Genomic DNA, 20124 nt, shown 5'->3' on the forward strand with positions numbered 1-20124 from the left:
CTCAGCTCTTCCGGTTCACCAGCACGATCCCCAGCAGCACCAGCACCGCCGCCGCGCCGAAGCGCAGGCCCACGGCGTCGTGCATCAGCAGCACCCCGAAGGCCACGCCGAACAGCGGTGTCAGGAACGAGAACACCGACAGCCGCGACGCCAGGTACTGCCTGAGCAGCCAGAACCAGGTCAGGTAGCTCGCAAACGCGATCAGCACCGACTGGTAGAACAGGCTTGCCACCACCATCCCGTTGACTTCCACCCGCCCGGCCTGACCCGCCGCCAGCGCCATCGCCAGCAGCAGCACCGCCGAGACCGCCAACTGGTACAGCAGCGTCTTGCTGGCCGGGGCGCTGGAGAGCGAACTGGCGCGCACGACGATGGTCGTGGCCGCCCAGAGCGCGCCGGCTACCACGCCCAGCGCGTCGCCGAGCAGGGTGCTGGCGTGGGCCGAGGTGGCCGCGATGCCATCGACAAAGGCCAGCGCCATGCCGCAGAACGCCAGCACCACGCCCAGCCACTGGCCGCGCCGCAGGTGCTCGCCGGGCACGAAGAGGTGCAGGCCCAGCGCGGTGAAGATCGGCGCGGTGTAGAGAAACACGGCCATGCGCGAGGCCGTGGTGTGGCCCAGCCCGACGAAGATGCAGAAGAATTCGGCGCCGAACAGCAGCCCGGCCACCAGCCCCGGGCGCAGCGTGCCGTCGCGCTGCCACAGCGGCGTGCCGCGCCAGGACGCGAAGGCGAACACCAGTAGTGCGGCGATAGCCGAGCGCACGCCGGCCTGGAGCACGGCGCCCATTAGCGGCGCCGTCACCTTGATCACCACCTGTTGCAGGCCCCAGGCGGCGCACAGCAACACCATCAGGCCGATGGCCGTGCCGTCCAGCGGGCGCCGCAGGGCTTGCGTGCTCATCGCGCCGGCTTACGGGCGCGACGCGTCGCGCGTCGAATGCCGCTCGATCAGCTCGATCTTGTAGCCGTCCGGGTCCTCGACGAAGGCGATCACCGTGGTGCCGCCCTTGACCGGACCGGCCTCGCGCGTGACCTTGCCGCCCGCCGCGCGAATGCGCTCGCAGGCCGCCGCCGCGTCTGGGGTTTCCAGCGCGATGTGGCCGTAGGCGGTGCCCAGGTCGTACTGGTCCACGCCGTAGTTGTAGGTCAACTCCAGCACGGCCGTCTCGCTCTCGGGGCCGTAGCCGACGAACGCCAGGCGGTACTTGTATTCGGGGTTGTCGCTCTCGCGCAGCAGCTGCATGCCGAGCACGCGCGTGTAGAAGTCGATGGAGCGCTGGTAGTCGCCAACGCGGAGCATGGTGTGGAGGAGTCGCATGGGGAGCCTTTTTCTGGAATTCGTAGGATTGCGAGGCCGTATTTTAGTCCGGATGGCGCGGCCTCGCCGGCGGCTCCCCGCCTCGCCGGGCGTCAGAACGTCGGCAGCAGCTCGGGCGGATGCGCGCGTAGCTGGGCGCGGGCGTCGCGGAACTCGGGAAAGATCGATTCCACGGTCTCCCAGAAACGCGGGCCGTGGTTCATTTCCTTGAGGTGCGCCAGTTCGTGCGCGGCCACGTAGTCGATCATCGACAGCGGGAAATGCATGAGCCGCCAGTTCAGGCGGATCTTGCCGTCGGCGGTGCAGCTGCCCCAGCGCGTGGCGGCCGAGGTCAGCGCGAAGCCGGTGTGGCGCACGCCGAGCTTGTCGGCGTAGATTTCCAGGCGCTCCACCAGCAGGCGGCGCGCCTGGTGCTGGAGCCAGCCCTGCACGCGGTCCTTGATCTGCTGCTCGTCGGCATGCGTGGGCAGGGCCAGGTGCAGCACGCGCGTGTCGGCGTTGAACAGCAGCGCGCCGGCCGGCGAATCGAGCTGGAGCGTGATCGGCTTGCCCAGGAACGGCAGGCTCGCGCCCTCGCGCCATTGCACCGTGGGCAGCACGCGGCGGGCCTCGCGGTGGCGCCACTCGCCCAGCTTGTTGAAGATCCAGCGCTGCTTTTCGAGGATGGCGGACTCGATATCGGTCAGCGTGACCCAGCGCGGCGCCGTGATCGACAGCCCGCGGTCATCCACGGTAAAGCCGATGGTGCGCCGCGACGAGCGCTTGAGCGAGTAATGGAGCATGCGCTCGCCCACGTGCAGCGTGCGGCCGTTGGGCGGGGCGGGCGGCCAGGTGTCGGCCGGGGGCGTGTCCAGCGAGGGTGCCAGCAAGGCGGCATCCGCCGGGATCGATGACGGGGCAGGGCTGGGCGCGGCCTCCGCGAGCGGCAGTTCGAGCTGCGCGCCGGGGTTGTCGGGAGTGGGACGCAGCAGCTTCATGCGGCGGCTTCGCTGGCGGTGCGGCGATAGCTCTCGGGATCGATCCGGCGCATCTCGGCCTCGATCCACGCTTCCACTTCCTGGTTCAGCACGTCGGCGGTCTTGTTGGCCGACGGGATCGGCATGCCGATCGAGATCGTGATCAGGCCGGGGTACTTCAGGAAGGAGTTACGCGGCCAGACGCGGCCGGAGTTGACCGCCATCGGGATCACCCAGGCGCCGGTCTCCACGGCCAGCCGGGCGCCGCCGCTCTTGTAGCGCGGGTTCTCCTGGCCGGCGCGCGTGCGCGTGCCTTCGGGGAACATGATGATCCAGGCGCCTTCGGAGAGCCGCTCGCGGCCCTGGCGCGCGGCCGAGGCGAACGCGCGCGTGCCTTCCTTGCGGTTGATGTGGACCATCTTGAGCATGCCCAGCGCCCAGCCGAAGAACGGCACGAACAGCAGCTCGCGCTTGAACACGAAGCACAGCGGCTTGGGCATCAGCGCCACGTAGGCCACGGTTTCCCAGGCGGACTGGTGCTTGGAGAGCAGCACCACGGGCTTGTCGAGCATGGCGTGCATGCGCTCCATGCCCTCGATGCGGTAGCGGATGCCGCAGATCAGGCGGGCGGCCCAGATCACCAGCAGCGGCCAGCCGCGCACGAAGCGGAAGCGCCGGTCGGCGTTCATGAACGGGAAGGCGATGAAGCAGGCGCACGCGTAGGGCGGCGTGAGCACGATCAGGTACAGCGCGAACAGCAGGGAACGGATAAAGGTCATCAGTGTGGCCGGAATTCAGGGGGCGCTGGGCGCGGGTGACGAAAACGCCTTATGGGCGCCGTCGCCGGCAATCAGCCAGCGGGCGAACGCGGCCAGGTCGTCGTGGATGCGCGTGCCGGCGGGCAGCGTGCCCTTGTCGCGCGTCTTGACGCCCTTGCCGGTCAGGACCAGATGGGGGATGCAGCCAACCGCCACGCCGGCTTCGAGGTCGCGCAGGGAGTCGCCCACCACGGGCACGCCGCGCAGCTCCAGGCCGAAGCGCTCGCCGATCTGCTCGAACAGGCCCGACTTGGGCTTGCGGCAGTCGCAGTTGTCGGCAGCCGTGTGCGGGCAGAAGAACACCGCCTCCACGCGCCCGCCCAGGTTGGCCAGCCCCTTGTACAGCTTCTCGTGCATGGCATTCAGCGCGCTCATCTCGAACAGGCCGCGCCCGATGCCGGACTGGTTGCTCGCGATCACCACGCGGTAGCCGGCCTGGTTCAGCGCGGCGATGGCCTCCAGGCTGCCCGCGATCGGCACCCATTCGTCGGGCGTCTTGATGAAGTGGTCGCTGTCGAGGTTGACCACGCCGTCGCGGTCGAGGATCACAAAGCGGGGCTGGGACTGTGGCATCGCAGGGCTCCGGTCAGGCGGCCAGCTTGGAGATGTCCGCCACGCGGTTGGCCAGCGTGTGCAGCGTGGCCAGCAGCGCAAGCCGGTTCGCGCGCAGGCGCGCGTCCTCGGCCATCACCATCACGTCGTTGAAGAAGCGGTCCACGGCGTCGCGGAGCTGGGCCAGGTCGCGCAGGGCGCCGGTGAAGTCGCCGCCGGCGAAGGCCGCTTCCACACCCGGACGCACGCGTTCGATGGCGGCGTGCAGCGCGCCCTCGGCGTCTTCCTGGAACAGCGCCGTGTCGACCGTGCCGATGGCTTCGTCGGTCTTGCGCAGGATGTTGGTGATGCGCTTGTTGGCGGCGGCCAGCGCCTCGGCCTCGGGCAGCGCGGCGAAGGTGCGCACGGCTTCCATGCGGCCCAGCACGTCATGCAGCTGCTGCGGGCGCAGGCTCACCACGGCTTCCACCTCGTTGGTGGTGTAGCCCTTGTCCTTGAGGTAGCCGCGCACGCGGTCGAACAGGAAATCGGTGATGGCCTCGCGCGCCGGCTTGACGGCGGCGATGCCCGCGAACGCCTGCTCGGTCAGCGCCAGCAGGGTGTCCAGCGGCACCGCCAGCGGGCGCTCGATCAGCATGCGCAGGATGCCCAGCGCGTGGCGGCGCAGCGCGAACGGGTCCTTCTCGCCGGTGGGCTGGAGGCCGATGCCCCAGATGCCGACCAGCGTCTCGAGCTTGTCGGCCAGCGCCACGGCGGTGCTGACGGCACCCTCGGGCAGCGCGTCACCGGCAAAGCGCGGGCGATAGTGTTCCGAGCACGCCAGCGCCACCTCGTCGGCCTCGTCGTCATGACGCGCGTAGTAGGTGCCCATCGTGCCCTGGAGTTCGGGGAACTCGCCGACCATGTCGGTCAGCAGGTCCGCCTTGGCCAGTTCGGCGCCACGCATGGCGGCAGCCTTGTCCACGGCCACGCCGTGGGCGTTCATCGCGTCGGCAATATGGCCGGCGATCTGCTGCAGGCGCTGCACGCGGTCCAGCTGGCTGCCGATCTTGTTGTGGTAGACCACGTTGCCGAGCTGCGCCACGCGCGAGGCCAGCGTCTTCTTGCGATCCTGGTCGAAGAAGAACTTGGCGTCCGCCAGGCGCGGGCGCACCACGCGCTCGTTGCCGGTGATGATCGACTCGGGCGTCTCGGTGGCCAGGTTCGACACGATCAGGAAGCGGTTGCGCAGGTGGCCGGCGGCGTCGGTCAGCGCGAAATACTTCTGGTTGGTCTGCATGGTCAGGATCAGGCATTCCTGCGGCACGGCCAGGAAGGCTTCCTCGAAGTGGCAGGGATAGACCACCGGCCACTCGACCAGCGAGTTCACTTCGTCCAGCAGGGCGTCCGGCATGACCACCTGGTCGGCGCCGGCTGCCTTGAGCAGGGCGGTGCGGATGCGCTCGCGGCGGTCGGCATAGCTCGCCACCACGCGGCCCTTGTTCTCCAGCAGCGTGGCGTATTCCGCCGCGTGCGGGATCTCGATGCTGCCCGCCGACAGGAAGCGGTGGCCCTGCGTGACATTGCTGGCCGCCAGGCCGAGCACGGACACCGGCACGATCTCGGCGCCGAACAGCGCGATCAGGCTGTGCGCGGGGCGCACGAAGTGCACCGTGGTGCCGTCCGGGCGCTGGTAGCTCATCAGCTTCGGAATCGGCAGCTTGCCGAGCGCCTCGTCCAGCGCGGCCTGGAGGCCGTCGGCCAGCGTGGCCCCACGGGCGGTGTAGCGGTAGAACAGCGCCTCGGCCTTGCCGTCGGAGGCACGTTCCAGCGTCTGCCAGTCGATCTCGGCCACGCCGACGGATTTGGCCAGCGCGGCCAGTTTCTTGCCGAGCGGGGCGGTGGGGGCGCCGTTGGCGTCCAGCGCCACGGAGACGGGCAGGACCTTCTCGCGCTGCTCGCGGTCGGGGGCGCCGCGGCGCACGCCGGTCACCAGTGCGGCCAGGCGGCGCGGCGTGGCGAACGGGGTCACGCTGGCGCCGGCCTCGAGCAGGTCGCGCGCGCGCAGGCCGTCAGTCAGGCCTTGCGCGAAGGCATCGCCCAGGCGGGCGAGCGCCTTGGGCGGCAGCTCTTCGGTGAACAGTTCGATCAGCAGCGAATCGGTCATGGGTTGCGACATGAATCGTATCCAACGGGTATGAAAGGCGCGCGCTGTCAGCAGCGCGGCGCGAGATTGGGTTCCACGCCAGACAGCAGCCACAGGCCGTTCTGCTGGCGGAATTGCAGCGTGGTGTAGGCGCACTGCGCCACCACGCCGGAGGCGCCACGGGCGCCGGCGGCCGGAAAGCGTGCGTCGATGCGCTGCTGGCGGCGGTCATAGCGGATTTCGTCGATCCGTCCGCCCACCCAGAAATCGATCTTCTGCGGCAACTGCGCCGCTGAATAATAGTTGCGGACGGTGCGGCGCGAGCGGCCGTTGCGCTCTTCCCACGTGGCCCACTGCAGCGGGTAGCGGATGGCGCTCTCGTAGGTGCGCAGCGGCACGCGGTGCCAGCCGAGGTCGCGCGAGCCGGACAGGTCGCACGAGAACGAGCGCACCAGTTGCGTCCACTGGTCGATGCTCGCCAGCGACGGCTTCCAGTGCCGGGCGATGGCTTGCTGGAGCGCCTGCGGGTCGGCCTCGCAGATATTGGTGAGGTCGGCCGGCAGGTATAGCGCCTGCGGCACCGGGGTGGCGGCTGCGCGGGCGGCTGCCTGCGCGGCGCCGGACGCCAGCAGCCCGCCCAGCGACACCAGCGCCGCCAGCCACTTCAGGATGCCCGGCGCGGCGGGCATGCGTGCGCCGCGCACGCGCGAGGTCATGCGCGGGCCCCGTTGCCGCACATCGGGAAGCCGAGCGCTTCGCGCGAGTCGTAGTAGGCCTGCGCCACCTGACGCGACAGATTGCGGATCCGGCCGATGTAGGCCGCGCGCTCGGTCACGGAAATCGCGCCCCGGGCGTCGAGCAGGTTGAAGGTGTGTGCTGCCTTGAGCACCTGTTCGTAGGCCGGCAGCGCCAGACGCACGCCGGAATCCTTCTTCTGGCCGTCTTCGGTGGTCTCGCCCGTATCACCCATCAGCCGGCGGGCCTCGCCCTCGTGCTCGGAGAAATGGCGGAACAGGATCTCGGTGTTGCTGTGCTCGAAGTTGTAGGTGGACTGCTCCACCTCGTTCTGGTGATAGACGTCGCCATAGGTCAGGCGGCGCGTCTCGCCGTTCTCGACCCACTCGGTCCAGACCAGGTCATAGACGTTCTCCACCTTCTGGAGGTACATCGCCAGCCGTTCGATGCCGTAGGTGATCTCGCCGGTGATGGGCTTGCAGTCGATGCCGCCCACCTGCTGGAAGTAGGTGAACTGGGTCACTTCCATGCCGTTGAGCCAGACTTCCCAGCCCAGGCCCCAGGCGCCGAGCGTGGGGTTCTCCCAGTCGTCCTCGACGAAGCGGATGTCGTTCTGCTTGAGGTCCAGCCCCAGCGCCTCCAGCGAGCCCAGGTACAGGTCGAGGATGTTCTCGGGCGCGGGCTTCAGCACCACCTGGTACTGGTAGTAGTGCTGCAGGCGGTTCGGGTTCTCGCCATAGCGGCCATCCTTGGGGCGCCGCGACGGCTGCACGTAGGCCGCGCGCCAGGGCTCGGGGCCGATCGCGCGCAGGAACGTGTGCACATGCGACGTCCCGGCGCCGACCTCCAGATCGATCGGTTGCAGCAACGCGCAACCCTGCCGGTCCCAGTAGGCCTGCAGGGTAAGAATCATTTGTTGGAAGGTCAGCATAGGAAGACGAAAAAGAAAGCCGCCGGCAAGTGCACGAGCGGTCTCGTGCCAGGATTGCCAAACCCTGAATTCTATCGGGTTTTGGCCACAAGCCGACCGGAACAGGGGGCAATCCCGTACGTTGTGTCACGAAACGGGCCCCGGCGGCGGTGTCGGGCTTTCGCAACGGGTCGGGTAAATCCTGACACGCCATTCAGAACCCGCCGATAGGTGCCGATACTATTTTTGTATACAGTGGAACTACGCAGCCGCTTCAAAGCGCGCGGCTCCCGGGCAGCCTCCTCAGGGGGACAACCGCTCATAAAAGGTGTCCGGGCAACGATAACTTTTGGGGATTGGTCATGACGCTGCTTTCTCGCAAACCATATATTGTCGCCCTGGCCGTGATGGCCGCCGCAGCCGCGGTATCGGTAGCGACGTCGGTCCTGGGCTGATCCGCCCCGGGCCGTAAAGAAAACGGGCCCTTGGCCCGTTTTTTTCTTTGGCGATGGATTGGCGATGCGGCCCGCCGCTATGGGCGTGCCCGCCGCCGCGCGCCGAACGCCAGCGCGAGCACGGCCAGGCAGGCCGCCAGCGCCGGCACATTGCCCCAGCGCACGAAGGGGGTGAGCCCCTGCGTGCCCTGCACGGTGGCCGCCAGCGTGCCGAGCTGGAAGGTCGGCAGCCGCGCCTGTACCGAACCATCGGGCTTTACCACGGCCGTCATGCCGGTATTGGTCGCGCGCAGCATCGGGCGGCGCGTCTCCAGGGCGCGCATCCGCGAGATCTGGAGATGCTGGTCCAGCGCGATGGTGTCGCCGAACCATGCCAGATTCGTCACATTCGCCAGCATATTGGCCGGGGAAGGCTGCTGGCGCAGGGTGGCGGCGATTTCCTCGCCGAACAGATCCTCGTAGCAGATATTCGGCGCCACATGGATGCCGCGTACTGGCGCCGCCGGCTGGTCCAGCCCGCCGCGCCGGAAGTCGCCGAGCGGCATCTTCATCATGTCCACGAACCAGTGGAACCCGAGCGGGATGAACTCGCCGAACGGCACCAGATGGTGCTTGTTATAGCGATAAAGCGTGGGCTGTTCGGGCCCGATGGCGAACACGCTGTTGGTGAAGTCGACCGGTGAATCGGCCCCGGCCGCGCCGAACAGCACCGTGGTGCCAGTGGACTCCATGTACCGGCGCACCGCCTGGGCGATATCCACCGGCAGTTCCTGGAGGATCACCGGAAACGCGGTCTCGGGCGTGACCACGAGGTCCGCCGGCTCTGCCGTGATCAGGTCGCGGTACAGCTCCAGCGAGCGCTGGATGCCCACCGGCTCGAACTTGATGTCCTGCGCGACGTTGCCCTGGAGCAGCCGCACCGAGATCGGCTGGCCAATGGGCGTGGTCCAGGCGATGGGGGCCAGCGCGAAACCCAGCGCGGGCAGGCCGATGGCGAGGGCCAGCGCCGTGCCAAGCCGGCCACGCGTGCCGGTGTCTGGCGTGGCGGAGCGGCGCAGGGCGGCGCGTACCGCCGTGACCAATAGCGCGGCCACGGCCGCAGCCAGCGCGGTAACGCCGTACACGCCGATCAGCGGGGCGAAGCCCGCGAGCGGCCCGTCGGTATGGGGGTAGCCGCTGCCCAGCCACGGGAAGCCCGTGAACACCACGCCGCGCAGCCACTCGCTCAGCGCCCAGGTGGCGCCGAACGCCAGCGCCGGCAGCACGCCGTGGCGCCCGCGCTGGGTCAGCCAGTGCCAGGCGCCGCCGGCCAGCGCGGGCCAGATCGACAGATAGCCGGCAAACAGCACCACGGCCAGCGCGGCCATCCAGGCCGGCATCTCGCCGTAGACATGCATGCTGATATAGAGCCACCAGATCCCGGACAGGAACCAGCCCAGCCCGAACGCGTAGCCCGTGGCGGCCGCCGCGCGCGGGCGCGGGGCATCGGCCAGCAGCGCGACCAGCCCGGCCATCGACAGGATCTGGAGCCACCACCAGTCATGGGGCGCGAACGCCTGCGTGTGGGCGATGCCGAGCGTTGCCGCCATCAGCAGCCGGAACACAGCGGTAGCGGACCCGGCGCGGCGGCCGGTTTGCCGGGCGCTCGCCGTGCTGGCGGCGCCGGCCTGGACTTCGCGCGTCATGCGTCGGCCACGGCCAGGTGGTCGGTCGCCTCGCGGCGCACCTGCAGCAGATGCACCTGCCGCGCGTCGGCGCGCAGCACTTCGAAGCGGAGTGGTGGCAAAGTGATGATTTCGCCACGATGGGGCACGTGCCCCAGATGATTGGTCAGCAAGCCACCCACGGTGTCCACGTCGTCATCGGGGAAGGCGGTGCCGAAGGCTTCGTTGAACTGCTCGATCTCGGTCAGCCCGTGCACGCGCCAGGCGCCGTCTGCGGTCGGCAGGATCTTGTCGTGGTCCTCGTCGAGGTCGAATTCGTCCTCGATGTCGCCCACGATCTGCTCCAGCACGTCCTCGATCGTCACCAGCCCCGCCACGCCGCCGTATTCGTCCACGACGATGGCGATGTGGTTGCGGTTGATCCGGAACTCGCGCAGCAGGATGTTGAGCCGCTTGGACTCGGGGATGAACACGGCCGGGCGCAGCGTTTCGCGCAGGTCGAACGTGTCGTCGGTGTAGTAGCGCAGCAGGTCCTTGGCCAGCAGGATGCCGATGATGTTGTCGCGGCTGCCTTCGTAGACCGGAAAGCGCGAGTGCGCCGTCTGCTGCATGAAGGGGATGAACGTCTCGGGCGCGTCGGCGATGTTGACGGCGTCCATCTGGGCGCGGGGCACCATGATGTCGCGGGCGGTCAACTCGGAGACCTGGAACACGCCCTCGATCATCGAGAGCGAATCGGCGTCGATCAGGTTACGCTCATGCGCTTCCTGGAGCACTTCCAGTAGTTCGGCGCGCGTGTCCGGCTCAGGGGAAATGAAATCGGAAAGTCGTTCGAGAAGGGACCGTGGGCGATCCGCCTGCTTGTGATTGGCAGGTTTCGAACTGGGATAGGGGTCGTTCATGTCGCGGCTTAGCGCGTGGTGGAGATCGTCTGAAGCATACACTAAAAGGATTCCCGCCCCGTGACAGGGGGTGCCGTGGCGCACAAAGGTGGCGCACACGGCACTTCAGGGGATACCCCGCTTCAGCGATCCTCGCGCACCGGCAGGTACGGATCGGCGTAGCCGAGCGCCTGGAGCGTCTCCGTCTCGATCGCCTCCATTTCCTCGGCCTCGCCGTCATCCTCGTGCTCGTAGCCCTGGGCGTGCAGCACGCCATGGACGATCAGGTGCGCGTAGTGGGCGTCGAGCGGCTTCTTCTGTTCTCTGGCTTCGGCTTCCACCACCGGGCAGCACAGCACGATATCGCCGGTTACCGGGTCGTCGGCGTGCTCCGCGTAGGCGAAGGTCAGCACATTGGTCGCGTAGTCCTTGCCGCGATAGGTGCCATTCAGCGTGCGGCCCTCTTCCTCGTCGACGAATCGGATGGTCAGGGCGGCATCGGCGAACAGCGCCGAGCGCACCCATTTGCCGATCTGCTTGGCGGACGGCATGCCGGCGCGCTTGCGCACGCCATCGCCGTACTGGATATCGAGCTCGACGTCCGGCGGCGTGGCCGGGGTGCCGGTGGTGGTCACAAGTGGCGTAGCCGTCACGGCGACCGATACGGCGTCGTGGTTGTCCGGGCGCACCAGCAGGCCGGCCTGCTGGCGGGTGTCGGTGTGTTCGGCCAGCAGGGCCACCACGCCGTCGGCGGCCTGGGACAGGTCCACGGTCAGGCTGCGCCCATCGGGCAGTTGCACGCGCAGCGCGTGCGCGGCGCTCTTGCGCGCGCGGCCGTCGGCATCGAACAGGATGAGGCTGGCGGCGGGAGACTTCTTGGTCAAGATCAGGCGTCCTTGTGCTGGGCGTGGAATTCGTCATAAGCGTCGACGATGCGCGCCACCAGCGGATGGCGCACCACGTCGGCGCTGGAAAAGCGCGTAAACGCGACGCCGCGCACATCGCGCAGCACGTGCTGGGCTTCCACCAGGCCGCTTTTCTGCCCGCGCGGCAGGTCGATCTGGGTGGTGTCGCCGGTAATCACGGCCTTGGCGCCGAAGCCGATCCGCGTCAGGAACATCTTCATCTGTTCCGGCGTGGTGTTCTGGGCTTCGTCGAGGATGATGAACGCGTGGTTCAGCGTGCGGCCACGCATGTAGGCCAGCGGCGCTACCTCGATCATCTGGCGCTCGAACATCTTCTGCGTGCGGTCGAACCCGAGCAGGTCGTACAGGGCGTCGTAGAGCGGGCGCAGGTAGGGGTCCACCTTCTGGGCGAGGTCGCCCGGCAGGAAGCCGAGCCGCTCGCCGGCCTCCACGGCGGGGCGGGTCAGCACGATGCGCTTGACGGCATCGCGCTCGAGCGCGTCCACGGCGCAGGCCACGGCGAGGTAGGTCTTGCCCGTGCCGGCCGGGCCGATGCCCAGGGTCAGGTCGTGCGCGAGGATATGGCGCAGGTACTCGCGCTGCGTGGCGGTGCGGCCCTGCAGGCCGGTGCGGCGCGTGTGCAGCACCGGGGAGTCGTCCAGCCCGCGCGGGTCTTCCTCGCCATTGGCGTAGCCGCTGGCCGTGGTCTCGGGCAGGTAGGCGCCGTGCGCGGAGATCTGGCGCGATTCCACCAGTCCGAGCTGGATGTCGTCGATCGACAGCGCCACGCGGGAGTCGTTATAGAAGCGCTCCAGCGCCAGCGCGGCGTCCTGGGCGCGCGCGCCGCGCACCGTCATGCGATGGCCGCGGCGCTGGATCGTCACGTCGAGCGCCTGCTCGATCTGGCGCAGGTTCTCGTCGAGCGGCCCGCACAGGTTCTGGAGCCGCGCGTTGTCGTCCTTGGGTGCAACGAATTCCGCCGTCTGGATTTTCATGGAGGTCCTTACTGGCGCACCACGATCTCGCCGCGCAGCGAGTGCGGGAACGCCTGCGTGATGCTGACATCGACCATCTGGCCGATCATCTGGTCGCGCCGCGCCTGCGGTACGCCGGGCAGCGCGAAGTTGACCACGCGGTTGTTCTCGGTGCGGCCGTGCAGCTCGGTGGGGTCCTTGCGGGCCGGTCCTTCCACGAGGATGCGCTGCACCGTGCCGACCATGCCCTGGCTGATGCGCTGCACGTTTTCCTCGATGGCGGCCTGCAGCCGCTGGAGGCGGCGCAGCTTCACGTCATGCGGGGTGTCGTCGTGCAGGTTGGCCGCCGGCGTGCCGGGGCGCGGGCTGAAGATGAACGAGAACGAGGTGTCGTAGCCGACTTCCTCGATCATCGACATCAGCTTCTCGAAGTCGGCATCGGTCTCGCCGGGGAAGCCGACGATGAAGTCGGACGACATCGACATGGTCGGCCGGATCGCCCGCAAGCGGCGAATAATGCTCTTGTACTCGAGCGCGCTGTAGCCGCGCTTCATCGCCATCAGGATGCGGTCCGAGGCATGCTGCACGGGCAGGTGGAGGTGGTTCACCAGCTTGTCGCAGCGCGCGTACAGCTCCACCAGCCGCGAGGTGAATTCCTTCGGATGGCTGGTGGTGTAGCGGATGCGCTCGATGCCGGGGATCTCGGCCACGTATTCGATCAGCAGGGCGAAATCGGCGATTTCCGTCGTGCCGCCCATGGCGCCGCGATAGGCGTTGACGTTCTGGCCGAGCAGCGTGACTTCGCGCACGCCCTGGTCGGCCAGGCCGGCCACTTCGGCCAGCACGTCCTCGAACGGGCGGGAGACTTCCTCACCGCGCGTGTAGGGCACCACGCAGTAGCTGCAGTACTTCGAGCAGCCTTCCATGATCGAGACGAACGCGCTCGGGCCGTCCACCTTGGCGGGCGGCAGGTGGTCGAACTTCTCGATCTCGGGGAAGGAAATATCGACCTGGGACTGGCCGGTGCGGCGGCGGCGATCGATCAGGTCCGGCAGGCGGTGCAGCGTCTGCGGGCCGAACACCACGTCCACGTAGGGCGCGCGGGAGACGATGGTGGCGCCTTCCTGGCTGGCCACGCAGCCGCCTACGCCGATCACGAGGTCCGGCTTGGCGGCCTTGAGCGCCTTCATGCGGCCCAGCTCGGAGAACACCTTCTCCTGGGCCTTCTCGCGCACGGAGCATGTGTTGAAGAGGATGACGTCGGCGTCTTCGACGTTGTCGCAGGGCTCCATGCCCTGCGTGGCGTTGAGTACGTCCACCATCTTGTCCGAGTCATACTCGTTCATCTGGCAGCCGTACGTCTTCACAAATACTTTTTTCATGGTGCCGGTCTCAGTGGTTTACCTGGGGGCATCAGGGTTTGCTTCTGCTTCTGGGGACAACGCGGCCGGGGGCGGCCGCCTGCTACGTTTTACGGTCGTTTCTCAGCTTAATGCGAGGCCTTCCATTCCTTGACCTCGGCATCGGTCAGCACCCAGGCGGTCTGGAGCTGGCCGTAAAGGTCCAGCTTGTAGCGCACCGGGAGCTTCTTGCCGGCGATAACCACCGGGTTCAGCAGCTGTGTTTCCGTGCTGAAGACCCGCAGGCCGGGCGCCGTGGCCACCGTCTTGCTGTCGAGCTTGGCGGTCAGCGGCGTGGAGGCCGTGGGCATCGCCATCACCATCCGCGCCATCGGCGCATCGGCCGGAATCACGCGGACCGGAGTGCCGGCCACGGGCACGTCCTGGGCCAGTGCGGCCGCGCCGGGCAAGGCCAGGGCGGCGGCAACCACCGCCAGGAACACGGACTGACGCGTCAGGGAGAACCGCAAGGACATGATGACTCCGGCTTCGGGTGGACTGGTGAGGGAATGGCGCCGCCGCGCGGCATGCGCACGGGCCGGGCAACCCGGCATTCTACCCGCTTCGCCCGCCTTGCACCCCCTTTGGGAGGGTATCGGGCGCCCGGTGTGGCGAGATCCGGACACCCCGGCTGCCCCGGAGCCGTGGGTCGTTGGGGTGGGTCTGGCATCACCCCGTCGCCGGCGGGGTATGGGGGAGCGTATGGGGAGGGCGCCGGGCTGGTACACTACGGCCCTTCTCCCACCGGAGGCGGGGGCAATCGGCCCGTCCCACCGGGACCTGACCCCCTTCGGGGTGCTTCAGGTTCGGTTCCCTACCCATGCCGCCCTGCGATTGGCGCAATCCCTTGCGTGACGGGCGGCTGAAGCGTCATTTCATGTCTTTTTCCGATCTAGGCTTGTCCGACAAGCTGGTGCGTGCCGTGGCCGAACAGGGCTACACCACGCCGACCCCGATTCAGGCGCAGGCCATTCCTGCCATTCTCAAAGGTGGCGACCTGCTCGCCGGCGCCCAGACCGGCACCGGCAAGACCGCGGGCTTCACGCTGCCGATGCTGCAGCTGCTGGGCGAATCCGCCGCCCGCAATCCGGCCCCGCGCGGCGCCCGCATGCCAGTGCGCGCACTGGTGCTGACCCCCACGCGTGAGCTTGCCGCCCAGGTGGAGGAGAGCGTCCGCAACTATGGCAAATACCTGAAGCTGCGCTCGATGGTGATGTTCGGCGGCGTGGGCATCAACCCGCAGATCGAGGCCCTCAAGCGCGGCGTCGATATCGTCGTGGCCACGCCGGGCCGGCTGCTCGACCACGTGTCGCAGCGCACCATCGACCTTTCCCAGGTGGAACTGCTGGTGCTGGACGAAGCCGACCGCATGCTCGACATGGGCTTCATCCACGATATTCGCAAGATCCTGAATATCCTGCCGGCCAAGCGCCAGAACCTGCTGTTCTCGGCCACGTTCTCGGACGATATCCGCGCGCTGGCTGACCGGCTGCTGAACAACCCGGCCTCGATCGAGGTGGCCCGCCGCAACACCACGGCGGAAACCGTGGCGCAGCGCGCCTACCCAGTGGACCGCGAACGCAAGCGCGAACTGCTGGCCCATCTGGTGCGCGAGCACGACTGGCACCAGGTGCTGGTCTTCACGCGCACCAAGCACGGCGCCAACCGGCTGGCCGAGCAGTTGACCAAGGACGGCCTGTCCGCGCTGGCGATCCACGGCAACAAGAGCCAGTCGGCGCGTACGCGCGCGCTGTCCGAGTTCAAGGCCGGCACGCTGCGGCTGCTGGTGGCCACCGATATCGCCGCGCGCGGCATCGACATTGACCAGCTGCCCCACGTGGTCAACTTCGACCTGCCGAACGTGCCCGAGGACTATGTGCACCGTATCGGCCGTACGGGCCGCGCCGGCGCCGAGGGCGAGGCGATCTCGCTGGTCTGCGTGGACGAACACGGCCTGCTGCGCGATATCGAGCGACTGATCAAGCGCCAGATCGAACAGACCATCCTGCCGGGCTTCGAAGTGGACCCGAGCATCGTGGCCGAGCCGATCCAGAAGGGCCGCCAGCAACGTGGTGGCGGCGGCGGTGGCCAGGGCGCAGGCCGTGGCCAGCGCCCGCCGGCCCAGGCCAAGCCCCGGGGCGAGGGCGGCGAACGCCGTCAGGAACGCGCCCCGAAGCCTGCCGCGCCGCGGCAGGAAGGCCAGCGCCAGGACGCACCGCGCAACCGCCCGGCCCAGCCGGCGCGCGGCGCCAACGGTAACGGCAACGGCAACGGCAACGGCGCCAATGGCGGCAGCCGGGGTGGCCGACAGGCAGTCGGCAACGGTAGTGGTAACGGTAGTAACGGCGGCGGCAATGGCCGCGGTGGCAACGGCAACAATGCCCCGCGCCCCACGCAGGATGCCGCTGGCGCGCCGCCCGCGCGCAACCGTCGTCCGGCGCCCCAGGGGGCGCTGCTCGGCGGCCGCAAGCCCTGAGCGGCACGCGCCTCATGACCGCGCCCGTCGATGCGGATGTCCCCTACACCGGCCTGACGCCGGAGTGCATCCTCGACGCGCTGGAAGCCGCCGGCTTTCAGCCGGACGGGCGCCTGCTGGCGCTCAACAGCTACGAGAACCGGGTCTGGCAGGTCGGCATCGAGGATGCCGCGCCGGTCATCGCCAAGTTCTACCGGCCGGGCCGCTGGACTGACGCTGCCATCCTCGAGGAACACGCGTTTGTCCAGCAACTGGCCGATGCCGAGATCCCGGCGGTGCCGGCGCTGTCTGCCTCGATAGGTGGACAGCCGCCCGCCACGCTGCTCGCGCACGACGATTTCCGATTTTCCGTATTCCCGCGCTGCGGCGGCCGCGAGCCGGCGCTCGACCGCGCCGAGACGCTCACGTGGCTGGGCCGCTTTATCGGGCGCATCCACGCGGTGGGCGCGTCGGCGCCGTACCTGGTGCGTCCCACGCTCGACGTGGAGACCTTCGGCGTGGCGCCGCGCGACTACCTGCTCGCCCACGACTGCATTCCCGCCGACCTGCTCGCGCCCTGGCGCGCCGCCGTGGACCTGGCCCTCGATGCCGTGCGACGCTGCTACGACCGCGCCGGCGAGATCCGCCTGCTGCGGCTGCATGGCGACTGCCATCGCGGCAATGTATTGTGGATCGATCCGGAAGACGCCCGCGGACGCGGCGCGCCGGGCCCGCATTTTGTCGATTTCGACGATAGCCGCATGGGGCCGGCGGTGCAGGACCTGTGGATGCTGCTCGAAGGCGACCGCGCGGCGATGCAGGACCAGCTGGCCGACATCGTGGCCGGCTACGAGGATTTTGCTGAATTCGAGACGCGCGAGCTATGGCTGGTGGAGGCGCTGCGCACGCTGCGCCTGCTCCATTACAGCGCCTGGCTGGCCGCGCGCTGGCGCGATCCCGCCTTCCCGGCCGCCTTCCCGTGGTTCGGCACGGCGCGCTACTGGCAGGACCGCATCCTCGAATTGCGCGAGCAGATCGCGCTGATGGACGAACCCCCGCTCTGGGGGTAGGCCCGTCGATCAGGCGGGGCGGTCGCCCTTGACCATCATGACCGGGCAGTCGGCCTGCGCCAGCACGCGGCCCGCCACGGAACCAATCACCGCATCGAAGAACGAGCCCCGGCCATGGGTGCCCATGACGATGGCATCGGCATGGACCGCCCTGGCGTGCGCCAGGATCTTGTCCGGCGCGAAGCCGCGCAGCGGGTGGCGTTCGAACGGCACGCCGGCATCGCCCAGGATCTTGCAGACCGAGGCCATGGCCTTCTCGCTTTCATCGTGGTGCCAGGCGTCGATGGTGTCCTTGTTGACGAAGGCGCGCACCTGGCCCGTGACCTCGGGCGAGACGTGTACCACATGGACGGTATAGCCCGGTTGCAGCAGCCGGCCTGTGGCCAGGAAGTGCGCGGCGGCATCGCTGAAGCTCGATCCATCGGTGGCAAGGATGATTTGGGGCATGGCGGGGATCTCCGGTTATGGCATGACAGGTGTCACACAGCATCGCCAGCTTGGCAGATGTGCGGGACTCGCCTTTCAACTTAGGTCAAATTCAGACGAAATTTTCAGGATTTCACGATTGTCATGTCCGCCGCGATGTGATTTGCCTATGTCATCCGCGCGCCCCGGGCGGACACAAATCCGCAGGAGCTGAAATTTCTGCATCGATACACGGAAGTTTCGCAGCGTCATTGCCGATTTTTCCGCATCCCGCACGGAAACGGACGGCCTATGCTCGGGCATCACTCAACTGTAGGAGCCCGAGCCCATGCCCACCGCCCTTGTCGTGGATGATCACCCCGCGATCCGGCTTGCCGTCAGAAGCCGCCTCACCGAGGACCTCGATTTCGACACCGTCACGGAAGTGACCAACGGCGCGGACGCCTTGCGCGTGCTGCGCGACGCCATCGCCGACCTGATCGTCGTGGACCTGAGCCTGCCCGGCGTGCCGGGCGAGGCGTTGCTGGCCGAACTCGTATCGCGCCATCCCGGCACCCGGGTGCTGGTGCTGTCCGCGATGACCGGCGCCGGCGAGCGCGCCATCCATGGCGGCGCCCATGGCTATGTCGACAAGGGCGATGGCCTGCACGCACTCACGCCGGCCCTGCGCGCCGTCATGCAGGGCTTCGCGGTGTTTCCCACACACCTGCTACCCACGCTGCGGCGCATCTCGGCCGTGGCCGGCGACCCTGCGCGCATTTTGAGCCGGCGCGAGCTGACGGTATTGCGCATGCTGGCCTCGGGCCATACCAATAAGGCGATCTCCGAATTACTGGAAATCAGCAACAAGACCGTCAGTTCGCACAAGGCAAATATCATGAGCAAACTGAAATTCAAATCGCTGATTGAACTGGCAGAGTTTGCGCGACGACATCATTTGCTGTAAGTCCGGACGTGATGGGAGCGCTCCGTTATGAATCTTTCTTGAGTCTCGCAGCGCACGATTGACTTCGATTTCTCCGGCATATATATCAGCAGTGCGCGGAAATGTCTTTTCGCTGTTTCTCACCGCGAGCGTTGGAAACCGATTTATCAGCGAATGCCGATTCAGTGATTTTCAAGCAAATCCGGCGCGCGAATTCCGATGCAATCTCGGCGATATTCGAGCGCAGCTCGACCGCGTGCACTGCGAACCCGATGATCCGGACAAGGAGATGTCATGCCTGCTCGTCTTTCACGTGTCATGGCCATCGCGGCCGTGCTGTCACTGCCGATGCCACAGCTGGCAGGGGCGGCCACCAAGACCGGTACGTTCCTCGTAAGCGCCGTGGTGGTCAGCGATTGCGACATCCGCAGCACGCCGAACCTCGCCTTTGGCGAAGTGGGCGCGATCAGCCAGCCGGTGGATGTGACCAGCGTCATCATCGTGGCCTGCACGACCGGCACCGCCTACACGATCGCGCTGAACCCCGGTGACGGCACCGGTTCCACGGTGCCGGACCGGCGCATGAGCAACGGCACGAATTCGCTGAAATACCAGTTGTACAGCGACGCCGCCCGCACGGCGGTCTGGGGCCAGACGGTCGGCACGGACACCGTCGGCGCCACCGGCAACGGCAATGACCAGGAGCGGACGATCTACGGCCGCATGCCGCCCCAGACCATGCCGGCGGCGGGCACCTATCAGTCGCTGGTGACCGTCACTGTCCAGTATTGAGCCGCGCGCCTGCCGCGCCATCTTCACCCGACCCCCTGTCGGAGACACAACATGACAAGAAAACTCCTGGCGACTTTTGCGTTCCTGCTGACGATGGCCTATGCGAACGCGGCGACGATTCACGTCAAGCCGACCATGACGCTGATTCCGCCTGGCCAGTCCGCTGCCGTCATCACGCTGACCAACCAGGGTGACACGCCGCTCAACGCGCAGGTGCGATTGTTCGGCTGGGACCAGGTGCGGGGCGAGGACGCACTGTCGCCCACCAACCGGCTCGTCGCCAGCCCGCCGATGCTGACGCTGGCGCCGCGCCAGACGCAGTCGATCCGGCTCGTGCGCACGGAAAAAACCCTGGCCACGCAGGTCGAGGCGTATCGGGTGCTGGTGGACGAGGTGCTGGACAACAGCCAGCCTCGACCGACCGGCGTGACGCTGCAGATGCGCTACTCGCTGCCGGTGTTCGTGATCCCGCGCGAGAAGCTCAAGCCCGCGCAGGTCACGGTGACGGCCTCCGCCGACGGCAATCTGGTGAAGCTCGGCGCCGTGAACCGCGGCGAAACCCATGCGCAGGCCACCGACGTGTCGGTGGAATACCGTGGCGGCGGCACCAGCCCCGTGGTGCCGGGCCTGCTCGGCTACGTGCTGCCGGGCAAGTCGGTCGAATGGAAGTTGCCGCTGCCAGCGGACGCCGCGGCCAAGGGCCGGCCCACGCGCGTCAAGATGCTGATCAACGGGCGCGAGATGTTGGTCGATCTCTGAT

At 67.9% G+C, this 20124-nt stretch carries 20 protein-coding genes; 5 read left to right on the top strand and 15 right to left on the bottom strand.

The features are described from left to right. Position 1: 1 nt before the first annotated feature. The 14 genes from SB751_RS16770 to SB751_RS16835 all read right to left on the bottom strand — a co-directional run bounded on the left by SB751_RS16770 (position 2) and on the right by SB751_RS16835 (position 14172). Positions 2–904 carry a DMT family transporter gene (locus SB751_RS16770; RefSeq protein ID WP_250025046.1) on the bottom strand — a complete coding sequence of 301 codons (903 nt, stop codon included), beginning with the start codon at positions 902–904 and terminating at the stop codon, positions 2–4. 9 nt (positions 905–913) lie between these two features. Continuing rightward, positions 914–1321, bottom strand: a complete 408-nt coding sequence (gene gloA / locus SB751_RS16775) for a lactoylglutathione lyase (RefSeq protein ID WP_092291943.1) — start codon at positions 1319–1321, stop codon at positions 914–916. A 92-nt stretch (positions 1322–1413) separates the two neighbouring features. Beyond that, positions 1414–2298, bottom strand: a complete 885-nt coding sequence (locus tag SB751_RS16780; RefSeq protein WP_144197237.1) for a M48 family metallopeptidase — start codon at positions 2296–2298, stop codon at positions 1414–1416. After that, positions 2295–3056, bottom strand: a complete 762-nt coding sequence (locus SB751_RS16785) for a lysophospholipid acyltransferase family protein (protein ID WP_144197238.1) — start codon at positions 3054–3056, stop codon at positions 2295–2297. The genes SB751_RS16780 and SB751_RS16785 overlap by 4 nt, the downstream gene beginning before the upstream one ends. A 15-nt stretch (positions 3057–3071) precedes the next feature. Then, positions 3072–3668: a D-glycero-beta-D-manno-heptose 1,7-bisphosphate 7-phosphatase gene (gene gmhB / locus SB751_RS16790; protein ID WP_211943419.1), complete on the bottom strand. Its 597-nt coding sequence runs from the start codon at positions 3666–3668 to the stop codon at positions 3072–3074. Positions 3669–3681: 13 nt separating this feature from the next. Next, the gene (gene glyS / locus SB751_RS16795) at positions 3682–5805 is read right to left on the bottom strand and encodes a glycine--tRNA ligase subunit beta (RefSeq protein ID WP_144197240.1); all 2124 of its coding nucleotides are present in this window, start codon (positions 5803–5805) and stop codon (positions 3682–3684) included. A 35-nt stretch (positions 5806–5840) separates the two neighbouring features. After that, entirely contained in the window at positions 5841–6488 is a 648-nt protein-coding gene (locus SB751_RS16800; protein WP_377731481.1) for a hypothetical protein, read from the bottom strand. Then, entirely contained in the window at positions 6485–7438 is a 954-nt protein-coding gene (gene glyQ / locus SB751_RS16805; protein ID WP_144197241.1) for a glycine--tRNA ligase subunit alpha, read from the bottom strand. Before glyQ ends, SB751_RS16800 begins: the two co-directional genes overlap by 4 nt. A 511-nt stretch (positions 7439–7949) precedes the next feature. Next, a complete protein-coding gene (gene lnt / locus SB751_RS16810) occupies positions 7950–9557 on the bottom strand; it encodes an apolipoprotein N-acyltransferase (RefSeq protein ID WP_410748232.1) in 1608 nt (535 codons plus the stop codon). Next, positions 9554–10438, bottom strand: a complete 885-nt coding sequence (locus tag SB751_RS16815; RefSeq protein WP_144197243.1) for an HlyC/CorC family transporter — start codon at positions 10436–10438, stop codon at positions 9554–9556. Before SB751_RS16815 ends, lnt begins: the two co-directional genes overlap by 4 nt. A 122-nt stretch (positions 10439–10560) precedes the next feature. After that, positions 10561–11301, bottom strand: a complete 741-nt coding sequence (gene ybeY / locus SB751_RS16820) for an rRNA maturation RNase YbeY (RefSeq protein ID WP_144197244.1) — start codon at positions 11299–11301, stop codon at positions 10561–10563. 2 nt (positions 11302–11303) lie between these two features. Beyond that, positions 11304–12317, bottom strand: a complete 1014-nt coding sequence (locus SB751_RS16825) for a PhoH family protein (protein ID WP_144197245.1) — start codon at positions 12315–12317, stop codon at positions 11304–11306. 8 nt (positions 12318–12325) lie between these two features. Further along, complete coding sequence (gene miaB, locus SB751_RS16830) at positions 12326–13678, bottom strand: tRNA (N6-isopentenyl adenosine(37)-C2)-methylthiotransferase MiaB (RefSeq protein WP_211943418.1); 1353 nt, start codon at positions 13676–13678, stop codon at positions 12326–12328. Between the two features lie 107 nt (positions 13679–13785). Continuing rightward, positions 13786–14172, bottom strand: a complete 387-nt coding sequence (locus SB751_RS16835) for a hypothetical protein (RefSeq protein WP_092291965.1) — start codon at positions 14170–14172, stop codon at positions 13786–13788. 401 nt (positions 14173–14573) lie between these two features. On the opposite strand from SB751_RS16835, the gene SB751_RS16840 reads away from it, so the two are divergent. After that, positions 14574–16172, top strand: coding sequence for a DEAD/DEAH box helicase (locus SB751_RS16840; protein WP_410748233.1), 1599 nt, complete (start codon positions 14574–14576; stop codon positions 16170–16172). A gap of 14 nt (positions 16173–16186) precedes the next feature. Continuing rightward, entirely contained in the window at positions 16187–17221 is a 1035-nt protein-coding gene (locus tag SB751_RS16845; protein WP_144197248.1) for a serine/threonine protein kinase, read from the top strand. Positions 17222–17230: 9 nt separating this feature from the next. Here the strand turns inward: SB751_RS16845 and SB751_RS16850 are convergent, their stop codons facing one another. Next, complete coding sequence (locus tag SB751_RS16850; protein WP_144197249.1) at positions 17231–17668, bottom strand: universal stress protein; 438 nt, start codon at positions 17666–17668, stop codon at positions 17231–17233. 307 nt (positions 17669–17975) lie between these two features. Between SB751_RS16850 and SB751_RS16855 the strand changes: the two genes are divergently transcribed. From SB751_RS16855 to SB751_RS16865, 3 genes are all read left to right on the top strand, one after another. Beyond that, positions 17976–18593 carry a response regulator transcription factor gene (locus SB751_RS16855; RefSeq protein ID WP_144197250.1) on the top strand — a complete coding sequence of 206 codons (618 nt, stop codon included), beginning with the start codon at positions 17976–17978 and terminating at the stop codon, positions 18591–18593. 273 nt (positions 18594–18866) lie between these two features. Further along, the gene (locus SB751_RS16860) at positions 18867–19364 is read left to right on the top strand and encodes a spore coat U domain-containing protein (RefSeq protein ID WP_144197251.1); all 498 of its coding nucleotides are present in this window, start codon (positions 18867–18869) and stop codon (positions 19362–19364) included. A 51-nt stretch (positions 19365–19415) separates the two neighbouring features. After that, positions 19416–20123 (top strand): molecular chaperone, encoded by a 708-nt coding sequence (locus SB751_RS16865; protein ID WP_410748234.1) that lies wholly within the window; start codon positions 19416–19418, stop codon positions 20121–20123. Position 20124 lies beyond the last annotated feature (1 nt).

Origin of the sequence: Cupriavidus sp. SIMBA_020, from assembly GCF_046535395.1 — a bacterium.
In the GTDB taxonomy this organism is placed as follows: Bacteria; Pseudomonadota; Gammaproteobacteria; order Burkholderiales; family Burkholderiaceae; genus Cupriavidus; species Cupriavidus campinensis.